Annotated in this window: 13 protein-coding genes; 7 read left to right on the forward strand and 6 right to left on the reverse strand. The window is 31.4% G+C overall.

The annotated features are described in order from the left end of the window. Window position 1: 1 nt before the first annotated feature. The 6 genes from J8L88_RS21765 to J8L88_RS21790 all read left to right on the forward strand — a co-directional run bounded on the left by J8L88_RS21765 (window position 2) and on the right by J8L88_RS21790 (window position 6,750). Window positions 2-1,390 (forward strand): peptide MFS transporter, encoded by a 1,389-nt coding sequence (locus J8L88_RS21765; RefSeq protein WP_211061837.1) that lies wholly within the window; start codon window positions 2-4, stop codon window positions 1,388-1,390. A 15-nt stretch (window positions 1,391-1,405) separates the two neighbouring features. Then, the gene (locus J8L88_RS21770) at window positions 1,406-3,154 is read left to right on the forward strand and encodes a peptide MFS transporter (RefSeq protein WP_211061838.1); all 1,749 of its coding nucleotides are present in this window, start codon (window positions 1,406-1,408) and stop codon (window positions 3,152-3,154) included. A gap of 98 nt (window positions 3,155-3,252) precedes the next feature. Further along, on the forward strand, window positions 3,253-3,792 hold the full coding sequence (locus J8L88_RS21775; protein WP_027393914.1) for a thioredoxin family protein: 540 nt from the start codon (window positions 3,253-3,255) through the stop codon (window positions 3,790-3,792). A gap of 174 nt (window positions 3,793-3,966) precedes the next feature. After that, window positions 3,967-4,623, forward strand: coding sequence for a hypothetical protein (locus J8L88_RS21780; RefSeq protein ID WP_035085780.1), 657 nt, complete (start codon window positions 3,967-3,969; stop codon window positions 4,621-4,623). A gap of 271 nt (window positions 4,624-4,894) precedes the next feature. After that, the gene (locus J8L88_RS21785) at window positions 4,895-5,233 is read left to right on the forward strand and encodes a hypothetical protein (RefSeq protein WP_027393912.1); all 339 of its coding nucleotides are present in this window, start codon (window positions 4,895-4,897) and stop codon (window positions 5,231-5,233) included. Between the two features lie 233 nt (window positions 5,234-5,466). Beyond that, window positions 5,467-6,750, forward strand: a complete 1,284-nt coding sequence (locus J8L88_RS21790; protein ID WP_118388908.1) for a serine hydrolase — start codon at window positions 5,467-5,469, stop codon at window positions 6,748-6,750. Between the two features lie 16 nt (window positions 6,751-6,766). Here J8L88_RS21790 and J8L88_RS21795 read toward each other — a convergent pair whose 3' ends face one another. The 6 genes from J8L88_RS21795 to surE form a co-directional block, all read right to left on the reverse strand. After that, a complete protein-coding gene (locus J8L88_RS21795; RefSeq protein ID WP_118388909.1) occupies window positions 6,767-8,809 on the reverse strand; it encodes a ComEC/Rec2 family competence protein in 2,043 nt (680 codons plus the stop codon). A gap of 170 nt (window positions 8,810-8,979) precedes the next feature. Continuing rightward, window positions 8,980-9,537 carry a hypothetical protein gene (locus tag J8L88_RS21800; RefSeq protein WP_027393909.1) on the reverse strand — a complete coding sequence of 186 codons (558 nt, stop codon included), beginning with the start codon at window positions 9,535-9,537 and terminating at the stop codon, window positions 8,980-8,982. A 92-nt stretch (window positions 9,538-9,629) separates the two neighbouring features. After that, a complete protein-coding gene (locus tag J8L88_RS21805) occupies window positions 9,630-10,145 on the reverse strand; it encodes a C40 family peptidase (protein WP_027393908.1) in 516 nt (171 codons plus the stop codon). 11 nt (window positions 10,146-10,156) lie between these two features. Beyond that, complete coding sequence (lpxB, locus tag J8L88_RS21810) at window positions 10,157-11,266, reverse strand: lipid-A-disaccharide synthase (RefSeq protein WP_211061839.1); 1,110 nt, start codon at window positions 11,264-11,266, stop codon at window positions 10,157-10,159. Between the two features lie 22 nt (window positions 11,267-11,288). Next, window positions 11,289-11,570, reverse strand: coding sequence for a hypothetical protein (locus J8L88_RS21815; RefSeq protein ID WP_118388910.1), 282 nt, complete (start codon window positions 11,568-11,570; stop codon window positions 11,289-11,291). Further along, window positions 11,563-12,345: a 5'/3'-nucleotidase SurE gene (gene surE / locus J8L88_RS21820; RefSeq protein ID WP_027393905.1), complete on the reverse strand. Its 783-nt coding sequence runs from the start codon at window positions 12,343-12,345 to the stop codon at window positions 11,563-11,565. The genes J8L88_RS21815 and surE overlap by 8 nt, the downstream gene beginning before the upstream one ends. Before the next feature lie 170 nt (window positions 12,346-12,515). On the opposite strand from surE, the gene J8L88_RS21825 reads away from it, so the two are divergent. Beyond that, window positions 12,516-14,651 carry a carboxy terminal-processing peptidase gene (locus J8L88_RS21825; protein WP_027393904.1) on the forward strand — a complete coding sequence of 712 codons (2,136 nt, stop codon included), beginning with the start codon at window positions 12,516-12,518 and terminating at the stop codon, window positions 14,649-14,651. Window position 14,652 lies beyond the last annotated feature (1 nt).

A 14,652-nucleotide genomic window follows, 5' to 3' on the forward strand; every position in this document is an offset into this window, starting at 1 on the left:
AATGACAAATACAGTAAAAGCAGCTCATCAAAAAGAGCTTTTTGGGCATCCAGTAGGATTATACATTTTATTTTTTACAGAAATGTGGGAGCGTTTCTCTTATTATGGAATGAGAGCAATCTTCGTATTATATCTTACAGCTAAAACAATTGATGAAAATGCAGGTTTAGGTTGGTCATCTGGAGAAGCATTAGCGCTATATGGATGGTATACAATGGCAGTATATGTAGCTTCAATTCCTGGAGGATGGATTGCGGATAAGTTTTTAGGTCAAAAAAAATCTGTTTTAATCGGTGGAATTTTGTTAGTTGCTGGACATAGTATTTTGGCAATAGAAGAGATGTGGGCTTGGTATTCTGGGTTAAGTTTAATTGTAGCTGGAGTTGGAATGTTAAAACCAAATATTTCTACTATGGTTGGAGGGCTTTATAAACAAGGAGACATAAGAAGAGATAAGGGTTTTACAATTTTTTATATTGGGATTAACTTAGGAGCATTTTTGTCTAGTATCATTGTAGGATATGTCGGGGAAGTACATGGGTGGCATTATGGATTTGGGCTAGCAGGAATTGGAATGGCTTTAGGGTTATTACAATATCTTTTAGGTCAAAAATATCTTAAAAATGTTGGTAATTTCTTAGGTTCTTCTGAAAATGCAAAAGATAAAGAAACAATGAAAAAACCACTTACTAGTATTGAAAAGGATAGGATTGTTGTACTTCTTATTTCTTTTTTATTGGTTATTGTTTTTTGGGGAGCTTTTGAACAAGCAGGTGGTTTAATGAATCTTTACGCAAGTGGAAAAACTGATAGAATGTTTATGGGATACGAAGTTCCTGCATCTTGGTTCCAGTCTTTAAATGCAATGTTTATCATCTTTTTAGGTACTTTGGTTGCGTGGTATTGGGCAAATAGAAAATTAAAAGGAAAAGTATCTAGTTCTTTATTTAAAATGATCGTTGGACTAATTATTATGGGAACCGGTTTTTTCTTTATGACAGCAGCTTCTATGGAGTTTGAGTCAAATGGATCTTCTGCTATGTATTGGTTAGTATTGGCATATTTGTTTCATACAATTGGAGAGCTTTGTATTTCTCCGGTAGCATTGTCATTTATTACAAAATTAGCACCAGTTAAATATGGAGCATTGATGATGGGTGTTTATTTTGCGATGACTGGTTTCGGTAACAAATTAGCAGGTTTATTAGGTGAGTCTGCAGAAAGTTTAGGAGAATTTAAGATATTCACTGGTATTGCAGTTTTTTGTGTAGTATTTGGTCTTTTAGTAATGCTATTTAGAAAAAAATTAGAGGTATTGACTCATGGTGTTGAAGATAAAGAAGGAACTATTCATGAAGAAGCTGAAGGTTATGAGTTGGCCGATAATTAAAAATCCTATCTACGTATGAATACAGATATAGAAAATTTATTTAGAGATAAGGTTTTAGGTCATCCAGCTGGACTTTTTGTTCTTTTCTTTACGGAAATGTGGGAACGTTTTTCATTTTATGGGATGAGAATTCTTCTAGTTATATTTCTTACTCAACCTTTGTTTGGAGAAAATCCAGGTTGGGCCAATTGGCCGCGAGAACATGCTTTAGCATTATTTGGTACTTATGCATCTCTATTATATTTAACGCCAATTTTAGGAGGATATATAGCGGATAAGATTACAGGATATAAATGGGCAGTTACTATTGGTTGTTTAATTATGACATTGGGCCATATTTCCATGGCGTTTGAAACTGAAACTACTTTATATATTGGATTGGGATTACTAGTTATAGGAACAGGATTATTTAAACCAAATATTACTTCTATTATTTCTGAAATGTATAAAGGGAATGATGCAAAGAAGGATGGAGCTTATACTATATTTTATATGGGTGTTAATGCAGGTGCGTTTTTTGGCATTATGCTTTGTGGATATTTAGGAGAAAATTTTAGTTGGGCATGGGGTTTTGGATTAGCTGGAATTTTTATGTTTCTGGGAATGATTCAATTCTGGTTAGCAAGTCCATTATTTGGAGAAATAGGAGCAAAGCCAAATAAAGAAGTTAAAAAAGAAGTTGTTTTAAGTGAAGGAGATAAGCTTAATCCTTTTACTGTTCTAGATAAAATTTTAATTGCAATTAGTGCAACTATAGGGTTTACTTGGCTTATTAATGATCCTATGTCTAAAATTGGAGACATTAATTTATTTGATTTTACTTTAGGGAATTATGAAGGTCCAACTATAGTAATCATTATTGGGGTTTTATTGTTTGTGTTTTTGATTATTTCGAGAATTATTAGATATAGTTCCACCGTAAGAGATAGAATGATAGCCGTTGCGATTTTTGCATTTTTTACAGTGTTCTTTTGGGCTGCATTTGAGCAAGCAGCAGGATCTTTGAATATTTTTGCTCGGGATTACACAGCAAGAGATCTGTCTGGTTCTACTGCGTTGATATTTAAAGTTATAGATGCTGTTTTAACAGTTGTTCCGTTAGCTATAATTTCTTGGGTTCTATATTTGTTATTTAAGAAAACATTTTCTAAGATAGGTATATCTAATGTTGTATTATCGATATCTTTTATTATTATCTGGGGTATAGTAATTTGGAAATTAAATAATGAATTTAGCAAGGATACCACGGAAGTTGGTGCTACTTGGTTCGGAATTTTAAACTCATTCTTTATTATTGCACTAGCACCATTGTTTTCAAAATGGTGGGAAAGTAAATACAATCCTAGTGCAGCTTTTAAATATGGTTTCGGGCTTGGACTATTAGGTTTTGGTTTTGCGTTACTAGCTTATGGGTCCTCGGGAATTCCTCAAGGAGCTAAGACAGCTTCAGTTAGTATGATTTGGTTGATTATGGCATATCTTTTCCATACATTAGGAGAGTTATGTTTGTCCCCGGTTGGTTTATCATATTTGAGTAAATTAGTTCCTGGTAGAATGATTGCTTTTATGTTCGGAATTTGGTATTTGGCCATTGCAATTGGCCAAAAAGCTGCAGGGACTTTGGGAGGAATGATTGATGAGGTTACGGCTAACTATAATTTATCAACTTTTTTTCTCATATTTACTATAGTTCCTATCGCCGCTGGAGCTTTAATAATGATTTTAAATCCATTGCTTAAGAAGTTAATGCACGGAATTCGTTAATACTAAAACACTACTTTACCCGTTACCCAAAACGGGTGAAGTTTTTAATAAGGAACAGTTTTTGTTTCGACTAATATGTAAATACAAATTTTGAACAGATGAAAAACCTACTTTTACTATTTGGATTTCTACTTGTTTTGCAATCCCAGGCGCAAGAGATCAATTGGATGTCGATGAATGAAGCATTGGAGGCGCAAAAGAAAAAGCCAAAGAAGATTTTTATGGATGTATATACCGATTGGTGTGGGCCGTGTAAATTGTTAGACAAAAAAACTTTTCATAATAAAGACGTAGTAGAATACGTTAATTCTAATTATTATGCTGTAAAATTTAATGGAGAAGGTACTGAAGAGATAAAGTATAACGATTTTACCTATACCAATCCTAATCACAATCCTGATAGAAAAGGTAGAAATAGTCAACATTTTTTTGCTAATGCCTTAAAAATAAGTGGATATCCTAGTATTGTTTTTTTTGATGAATCAGGCAATTTGATTGCTCCAGTGGTGGGGTATAAAACACCACAGCAATTGGAAATTTACTTAAAGATGATTCATACTAATGATTATAAGAAATTAACAAGTGCAGAGGCTTGGCAGCAGTATGAACAATCATTTGTGAGTACATTTAGTAATTAAAGAATATATTTTAATTATAGAAAACCCTCTTGTCTATCTGATAAGAGGGTTTTTTGATTATAGTTGTTTGGCTTTGTGAATGATATGGATTTGTTTGAAGTTTATATGATAACAGAGGTAACATTTTATTGTTTTTAGACACTTATAAGGACGAATAAAACTAAACATCATAAAATGAAGAAAATTATATGGAGTCTTGTACTCTTTTGTACATTGTTTACTAGTGGAACAGCACAGGAATTAAATTTAATTGGTAGGTTAAATGGAAGTATCGGATTTAATTATGAATCGATTGATTATAATGGAGGAAGTTTGGCTTATAGTCCAGGAGGTGGAATGGGACTTGAAGTTGGTGCAGAATATAGGTTTTTTAACGGGTTATCAGGTTACGGAACATTAGGATATCAGTATAATTTAGCCCTTCAATTGCAGAGTGGTACAAACGGATCTAATAAAAGCTCTGTTACTTTTGGCAGAGCCTTTTTTACTTTGGGAATAAATAAGTTTTTCAAATTTTCGGAAAATACGTTACACGGGATTGTAATAGGTGTTGGGGGTAATTATAGTATTCCTGGAAAATTAAGAATTACTGAAAATGATTTTTCTGCAGATCCGATTGAATATGAGACGAATTTAGGTTTTCATATAGATGCCAAACTAAGATTGAAATTGTCAGATGTGATTTTTCTAGAGCCAGGTATTAGATATAGGCAATTAGAGTTAGAAGCAAAATCATTTGGACCGAATACCATAGACGCGTTACCTTCTCATTTACGAACATTAAATACTTCTGGGGTTGAAATTTCTGTTTCCATTATCAAAACAATATAACAGATAGTATCTTACCGGTTATTAATTTTAAATTCTCTTTTGTCTTATTGATGAGAGGGAATTTTTTTAGTTATATACTAAAAATAATATTTTAAATTAACTAGGAATAATTCCTAATTTTGTATCTTTGTTTAGGAATAATTCCTATTTATAGATTCGTTAAACTTCATTAAAAGAATCTTAAAAAAGCAATCTTGGAGTGTGTTTTGTTATTATATAATAAAATATACTATATGCGTAACACCAATACCTAATTGAAGAAATTTACCTTATGAGTGGTATTAAGTATGAAATACAGAACAGGAAGCTTAGATCATATAAGCACACATTTGATTATAACTTTTGTAAGCAAAAGTATAATGAGTACGCTATGATGGAGTTAAAAGAGTTTAAAAAATGTCTAAAAAGACCTGATAAGTTAGGTGAAATAGGGCATTTGTGTAGTTTTATTCTTTGGGTGAAGAATAAAGAGCAAGATGAGTATAGAGATTGTCTAGGCGATTACGGTTTGATTCATTTGTTATTTCATTGTTTAGAGAGTAAGCACAATGCAGATATTCATGCAGAGTATATACATATGCTTTTTAAAGAAGATATTAAGCTGTCTTAATATTATAATTCTTTTTTTTGAAAGTTTCTTCCTTCATATGAAACCCTTATAAATCCACATAGCGGTTAAAAAGTGTTAAAATTTATAAAAAAATGTATTTCAACGATGATATTTGCATATAATCGTTATATTTGATCAAAATTGAAATAATTAATAAACCAAATCGTTACATAAAAGTATTAAGAGTCTCCCCATTTTTTTGACTTTAATATTTTACTAGAGCTTAACCTGATATGAAAAAACGTTTCATCATTGCCCCTTCAATGTTGCTGTTAATTGCATTGCTTTTCCCTCTTATCTCTGCTAATAAAATAGAGAAGACCAAAACGACTAAAGAATTAAAACCAGTAAAAGTACAAGCTTCGGTAGACTTTTTTAAAAATCCGATATCTGATAGACAGAAAGAGCTTTTAGTTGAAGCCGTAGAGAAATATTTTGATAAAGCATTAAAACAACACAAAATTGTAGGAGCAGGAGTTAGTATCGTAAAATGTGATTCTGTTATTTATTTAGGTGGTTTTGGAAAAAGAAATGCTTCACGAAAAGAAACGATAGACGAAGAAACCATTTTTAGAATAGGTTCTGTTTCTAAAGGTTTTGCTGGAGTACTATCTGGGATATATGTAGAAGAAGGTTTGCTTAGTTGGGAAGATAAGGTACATGATTATGTTTCTAATTTTGAGTTGGCTAATAAGAAATGGACAGACAGTGTAACCTTATCACATATTTTATCACATTCTTCTGGCTTACCATATCATAGTTTTACAAATTTGGTAGAAGATGGGATTGATTTAAATACCATAGCGGGTCAGTTTAAAAGTATCAGAACTATAGCTAAACCAGGCAATATTTATAGTTATCAAAATGCAGTATTTGCTCTGAGTGGAGCAATGATAGAGCAGGTGAGTGGGAAGTCCTATGGAGAAGCGATTGCAGAAAAGATTTTTGAACCACTAAACATGTATAATGCATCTACAGATCATAATTCTTTAAAAACCGCTTCTAATGTAGCAATGCCACATAGAAAATATGGTAGACGCTGGAAATCTCTAAAACTTAATCAAAAATACTACAACGCAATTCCGGCTGGAGGCGTAAATGCCAGTGTAACTGATATGGCGAAATGGATGCGATTTTTATTAGGACATAATCCTAGTGTAATGAATTCGGATGGATTAAATAAAGTTTTTAATCCAATAATTAATCTACCAGGAAAAAGTAAATATTACCAGAAATGGGCGGGTCATAAAGAATCTCAATATGCACATGGATGGCGTATTCATGATTTTAAAAATAGAAAAACAGGGGAATCAAGCAGAATGATTCATCACGGTGGTCATGTAAATAGTTTTAGAAGTGAAATAGCTATTTTTCCACAAGAGGATCTCGGAATAACTATTCTTTTTAATAGTCCAACAAAATTAGCAAGGACTGTTGTCCCAGATATCCATAAAATTGTAAAAGAAGTAATGGATATTCCAGTAGAAGAATTACTTGCAGAGGTATCCGATTTCTAGAATAATTTATAAAATTTTAGTTCAATATAAAAGCTCCCTTTTTGTCTGTGCGATGAAAAGGGATGTTTTGTTTTAAACAACTCTTTTCCCACTGATCGAGATAACTTTTATAATTACTACCATCTGCAACGATTAGTGTTGGTTGTAAGGTTTGAATCATTCTCTCAATATGAAGTTTTGGAGAATTAGTTAGAACAATTATATCAGGGTGTAATTTTTCGAGTTTATAGATTCCAGAGTTATCAATTACTAATATTATTTTAGTCTTATAATAATAGATGTTATTTAGCTTTTCGGTACTGAGAAGTTTGGAATCATTTTCAATTAGATAGTTTTTTAGTAAGTACGTTTTAGTGCTAATGGAAATAGAATCTTTAGAGAATAATCTTAGATATTGATTTTGTAAAACGCCTAATGTAGAGTTCCGATAATTATGGAAGATAATGAGTTCTTCTTTACCTAGATTTAGATGTCTTTCATAAATTACAGTTGATAAAAAAAGAAGACTACTTATTAATACAGTCAAAACTCTTATGGTATATCTTTTCTTGAGTAAGAATATTAAAGAAATAATACAACCATATGCTGTAATCAGCATTTTGGATGAAAAATAAATATTTGTTATTATAAACTTTTCTTGTTCAGAAACTTTATGAACAATAAAATTCATTAGGTTAATAAAGTTTCCAAATGTAAGGGCTATCCAATCTGTTAACAATTGCATTTCTGCTAAGAATATTACTATTATTCCTAATCCGAGAATAATTCCTAAAAAAGGGATGATTATAAGGTTAGAAATAAAAAATAGTAAAGGAAATTGATGAAAATAGAATAATAATAGCGGTAATAAACCAAGTTGTGCTGCTATTGTAACTGTAAGAGTTTCCCATAGTTTTTTATCAATAAAGAATCTAGGAGTATATAATTTAACCAATGATGGTTGTATCCAAACTATTGAAAATACTGCTAAATAACTTAATTGAAATCCAATTGAGAATAATAATAACGGACGTAAGCATAATAGAATAAACATGGAAACAATTAAAGAATTGTAAATGCTTGTTTTTGATCTAATATGCATTCCTATAGCTACAAAAGAGAACATGGTTACTGCTCTAAGTACTGAGGGAGATAAACCTGCGATAATAGCAAAACACCATAAAAGTAAAATAATGAATATGGTTTTAACCACTTTACCATTTTTAGTAAAGTAATCAAGAGGTTTTAGTATCGAACTTAGAATAATTAATAAGATTCCAATATGTAATCCAGAAATAGCTAATATATGAATGGCTCCGGCATCACGATAATCTTTAAAAGTGGCAGAATCTATATCTTGTCTTTGACCTAAAAGGAGTGCGTTAAGAATAGATAATTGTTTATTACTAAAATTATACAATGCGAGTTTTTGATATATATCCGTTCTAATGATATGTGCAATTCGGTAAATTGAAAATACAGGAGAGTTTGTGGGGATTAATTCTTTGTGCTCTAAACTTATTTTATGAAAAATATATTGTTGCTTTAAATAGTTAGCATAATCAAATTGATTCGGATTTAAAGCAGTAGGTATTGACTCCAAAGTGTTAAATGTAATATAGGAGTCACCTGTTATCAATTTATGATTTACACTATCTTTTACTATTTGTAATAGAAATTCTCCATTAACGTTCTCTTTATTTATTGATGAAAGACTTACAATATATTTTTCATAATATGTACTTGGTTTTAGTCTTTCCTTTATGTGAAAATTTAATACCGTCGGATTGTTGTCTTGTTCAATTAGATGGGTGTAATGTTCAGAGTTATTTTTTGGATTATTAATTTTAACCATAGTAATCCCAAACATTGTAAAAGTAATAACTACCAAAAAACTGAAACTAATAGAGCTTCTGAATATTTTTTTTGCATACCACCAGGAACTTAGTAGTCCTAGTATTGCAATTATTTGACATATAAGAATAAATCTCAATCCAATAGTAGTGTATTGACCGATAATAATTCCTGTAATCAAGGAAAGGGTTAAGAATAAAAATGGAATGTTACGTAATTTATACACCTATTGATAATTAATAGGCTTTTAGGACCTATAACTAATCGTGTCGTATAAACTAAATATGTTACCTGTAGATTTTTGTTTTCTTGGTATTTTAAGCTAACCTAAAACATGATTCCCTTAAGAATTGATAGGTTTTGTAAAGAAATTGCTAAAGGTAAAATTGAAAAGAATTATTTTCTTATTCGGTTTCTTCTTCTAATGGCTCCGGAAAGTTCTCTCTTCTTGTCTTTTATAGTGACTTTACCAGTGTCTATTTTTACTGTGTAATCGGGATGTGGTCCATGTGGATCTACATCAAGGAGAATATGTAATTTTGAATTATTTGTAGGTCCAAAATTATATGTTTCCTGATATCCTTCGTGTGTTAGTGCATCTATTCGTTTTCCGTCATGACGAATAATCATTTCAAATTCACCTCCAATACCAGTCTCTTTATCTGGGCGCAAAAATTTTCGACTATATGGTTTCATACCGACTAAGCTTCCAAAATAATTAGATTTAGGTGTGTGATACCAGTTCTTAAACCTAGGAGCTTCTTCCCATATATATCCTTTATTATCTCGAAACTTATTACCCATATAATGAGTTAATGTAGTAACCTCTTTTTTTACATTAAAAAGATTTCTATTAAGATGATAATAGATGAACTGATTCTCATCAAATTCTTGCCCATTTACTTTAGCATCAATAACTTTTTTTACTTCTAAGGGATCTAATGAGTATTCCATGATAAATGAATGATTTTTAATACACTAATTTAAAATAATTATGGGGAATTTAAGGTCAATAAAGTAAAAAAGTAAGAAAGCAGAAAATAATTTTATAAGATTCTCCTAATTCCGGCAAAACAATTGTTCCAATATCTTTCATCTAAACTTGATATAGTAACTCCCTTAGATGTAGAGGCATGAATAAACTCTATTCGTTTTCCAGTTTTTACTACTAGGCCAACATGATTTATTGCGTTTTTATTTTTGTTTGTTCTAAAAAACAAAAGATCTCCAACAGTAACATTTTTTAGAGATATTTTTTTTCCTTGAACAGACATAGCTCTAGAGGTTCTCGGTAAGACAACCTCTTCCTTTTTAAAAGATGTGTAAATTAACCCAGAGCAATCCATTCCTTTTTTGGTAGTGCCACCATATTTATATCGAGTACCCTCAAATGTCTTGGCATAATCAATAATACTATTGATCTTTTTGTTTTTGGGTGTTACTCTTTTAGTTTTAGATGTGTTTTCGGTTTTTCTTGAAACAGTACTTCTCTTTTTAGCACCTCCACAAGAGGTGAGCGTAATAGATGCTACAAGTAAAAAATAAAATAACTTATTATTCATTTTGGGGCTTTTTATTTTATAGTTTCTACAATTAAATTGGCAGTTTTATCACTAGCTCCTTTACCACCAAGTTTCTTTTCTAAATCATAGTATTCTAAGAACATTACGGCTCTCTTATAATCATCTAATATTTTCGTAAGCTCTTCTTTTAATTGTTTTTTATTAAAATCACCTTGAATTAACTCTTTAACCACAGGTTTGTCCATTATTAAGTTTACCAAAGAAATATATTCTAGATTGATAATTCTTTTGGCAATATGGTATGATATTGTATTTCCTTTATAGCATACCACCTGTGGAACTTTAAATAAAGCTGTTTCTAATGTTGCTGTTCCAGAAGTTACTAAAGCAGCATTGCTCAAACTTAAAACATCATAGGTACGATTCATAATTAAATGTACCCCTTCCTTTTTTATAAATGGCTCATAAAATTTTTCGTCTTGACTAGGAGCTCCAGCAATAACAAATTGGTAAGAAGGAAAATCATCCACCACACTGAGCATTACTTCAAGCATTTTTCTGATTTCTTGCTTTCTACTTCCTGGTAATATTGCAATTATCGGGCGCTCATCTAAATGATATTGTTTTTTGAAATTATCTGGCATTACTTGAGTATGATCCGCAATAGCATCGATAAGTGGGTGTCCAACAAAATTAACCTCATAATCATATTTTTTATAAAAATCTGAGACAAAAGGTAATATTACATACATATGATCAACATTGGCTTTAATGGTCTTGACTCTTCCAGCTCTTGATGCCCATACTTGGGGGCTTATGTAATAATGTGTTAGATAGCCTTTTGGTTTTGCCCATTCGGCAATACGAAGATTAAAACCTGAATTGTCGATTAGAATTAATGCATCTGGATTATATTGCTCAATGTCTTTTTTACATTTTTTTATAAAACCTAAAATCTTAAATAGATTTAGAATAACTTCAAAAAATCCCATAAAGGCTCTTTCTTTATAATGCAGAACCATGGTACCTCCCACTGATTGCATTAAATCTCCTCCCCAAAACCTAAATTCTGCTTCGGGATCTTCTTTAAGAATAGATTTCATAAGGTTTGCACCGTGTAAATCACCAGATGCTTCTCCTACAATAAGATAATATTTCATCTCTATATACTTTCGTCGTGTGTTAACTAAACTTACTAATCGCAATACTTACTGCAGCAATTAAAGTAGCAAGAAGTACGCCACGCGCTCTATATGGTTTGTTTTGTTTTAAAAATAGGAAGAAAATAATAAGATTTAGAATGGCTCCTAAAGCAATCAAACTTCCTAAAAAATTATTTTGCTGGGCTGCTTTTAAAGTTTCTTTAATACTTAATTCAGAAAATAACAATATGTATAAAATTATTCCAATTGCATTGGCAAGTATTCCAGTAACAAAACCGAATAGAATTTCTTTTTTAATCATGTAACGACCAGTTGTTTAATTCTTGTATAAAATGATGTGCGGTAAGATCAAATTTTGTGGGAACAATAGAGATGTAACCATTGTGCAGAGCCCACTCATCAGTATCTTCTCCTTTATCTTCATTAATAAATTTCCCAGAAAGCCAATAGTAGTCTCTACCCATAGGATTTGTTCTTTTGTCAAACTCTTCTACCCAATGCGCATTAGCTTGCCGACATATTTTAATGCCTTTAATGTTTTCTTCTTCTAATTTTGGGATATTAACGTTGAGGACAATACCTTTTGGCAATCCATTCTTAAGCACATTATTTACAATATTTTTTATAAATTTTTTAGAAGGTTCGAAATTAGCATTCATACTATAATCAAGTAATGAAAATCCAATAGCAGGAATTCCTTCAATTCCAGCTTCTACGGCAGCACTCATTGTACCAGAATAGATAACATTGATAGCAGAGTTAGAACCGTGATTAATTCCACTTACACATAAGTCCGGTTTTCTATCTAGAATTTGTCTTGTTGCCATTTTGACACAGTCTACAGGTGTTCCAGAACAACTATATTCCCTCTGCGGTCCATCTTTGTCAATGGTAATAGGATCGCAATACAAGGTGTTGTTTATTGTAATAGCATGACCCATAGCACTCTGAGGGCTATCAGGAGCAACAACAAATACATCGCCAATTTCATTCATTATGCTAATTAAAGTCCGAATTCCAGGAGCTGTTATGCCATCATCATTGGTGACTAAAATCAAGGGTTTTCTTTGCGGCATAGGATTATTTTTTTCACTGGTAAAAATACATTTTTTTTATTCTAAATATATTATTAGTAATCAGTAGTGTACATTATTAGTTCTTTTAAGAAAAATTTAGTAATATTACCTATTATTGGCACGATTTTTAATGTATTTTGCCTGAACACCCCTAAATTAAAAATGAGCGTATGAAAAAGAGTTTTTTGGTATTGATGCTTACCGTAATTGTATCAGCTGCGTCTTGTAGCTTTACAACAAAAATTGATAATGACCCTGATAAGGATCGAATACTAATCGACCTTATTAGTTATGTGCTAAGTAAGGGGCATTACGATGCAAAGGATATTAATGATGATTTCTCAAAGAATGTTTTTGTTGATTATATTGATGCTTTAGATCCATTGAAGCGATATTTTTATGAGAGCGATATTGAAGAATTTAGAAAATTTGAAACCTTAATCGACGATCAGATCAGAGATAAGGAGATTGATTTTTTCAATTTAACGTACGAAAGATTGCAGCATAGAATGACTGAAGCAAGATCTTTGTATAAAGAAATCTTAGAACATCCTTTTAACTTTGAAAAAGAAGAGTCGATTAATACGGATTATGAAAAACTTTCTTATGCTCGTGATAAAGATGAAATGAGAGATCGTTGGAGGCTACAACTTAAGTTTAATGCTTTATCTAGTTACTATGATAAAGTAGATGAGCAAATAGATTCCATTACAAAAAACAAAGAGTTTAAGAGAAAGTCTGCGGTTGTTTTAGAAGAGGAATCTCGTGATATAACTACAACATCATTAAAAGAATATTTCGAATTTGCTGATGACTTAGAAAGAAAAGATTGGTTTTCTATTTATATAAACTCAATTGTAGAAGAATTTGATCCTCATACATACTATTTTGCTCCTCAAGATAAAGATCGTTTTGATATTGCTATGTCTGGTAAGTTAGAAGGAATAGGAGCAAGACTACAAAAGAAAAATGATAATGTAAAAATCATTGAAATTATTTCTGGAGGTCCAGCTTGGAGAGGAAATAAAGTAGAAGTTGGAGATTTCATTATGAAGGTAAAACAAGAAGACGAAGTTGAGCCTGTTAGTATCGTAGGAATGAGGTTAGATGATGCGGTAAGTCTTATTAAAGGACCTAAAGGAACTAAGGTAGTTCTTACCGTAAAGAAAGTAGATGGAACTATAGAAAATGTTGAAATCGTTAGAGATGTTGTTGAATTAGAAGAAACCTATGCTAAATCTTCTGTGGTTAAGAAAAACGGAAAGAATTTTGGAATAATAAATTTACCGAAATTCTATTTTAATATGCAGGACTATAATCAACGTAATGCTGCAAAAGATGTAAAACAAGAAATTATACGTCTTAAACAAGAAGAGATGGAAGGTCTTGTAATTGATTTAAGAGATAATGGAGGAGGATCTTTGCAGACTGTGGTTGATATTGCTGGATTATTTATTGATAAAGGACCAATTGTTCAGGTAAGAACAAAAGGGGAATCTCCTGAAGTTTTAAGTGATAAAGACAGAAATGTTTTATGGGATGGTCCATTGGTTATTTTAGTAAACGAACTTTCTGCTTCTGCGTCCGAGATTTTAGCAGCTGCTATGCAGGATTATAAAAGGGCAATTATTATCGGGAGTAAACAAACCTATGGAAAAGGAACTGTACAGAATGTGATGGATCTAAATCGATGGATGAGAAGTAATGACTTTGGAGATTTAGGTGCGTTAAAACTAACTACACAAAAATTCTATAGAGTAAATGGTGGATCTACTCAATTAGAAGGTGTAAAAAGTGATGTTGTTGTTCCAGATCGTTACAGCTATATTGATATAGGAGAAAAAGATCAAGAAAACCCATTGCCTTGGGATAAGATTCCAGCAGCTGATTATACTTTATGGGATGGATATATAGATTTTGATCAAACTATCAATAAGAGTAAAGCTCGTATGGCAACTAATGATCAATTAAAATTGATAGAAGAAAATGCAAAATGGGTGCGTGAGAAGAGAGATGTAAATGAGTACTCTTTAAATTATAGTAAGTACAAAGCGAATATAGAATTGAACGAAAAACAAGCAGAACGTTTTGATCGTCTTAATGATTATAAGACGAACTTGACTTTTGAATCTTTACCATACGAAAAGGACTTAATGAAGAAAGATTCAATTCTTGAAGAAAAAAGAAACAGATGGCACAAAAGCTTAAGTAAAGATGTATATGTAGAAGAAGCGTTGAGTGTTTTAGAGGATATGAAAATTAATAATATTCGTAGATCTAAAAATCCACTTACGTTGAAGAACTAAT

The organism is Aquimarina sp. MMG015, assembly GCF_018100855.1.
Classification (GTDB): domain Bacteria; phylum Bacteroidota; class Bacteroidia; order Flavobacteriales; family Flavobacteriaceae; genus Aquimarina; species Aquimarina latercula.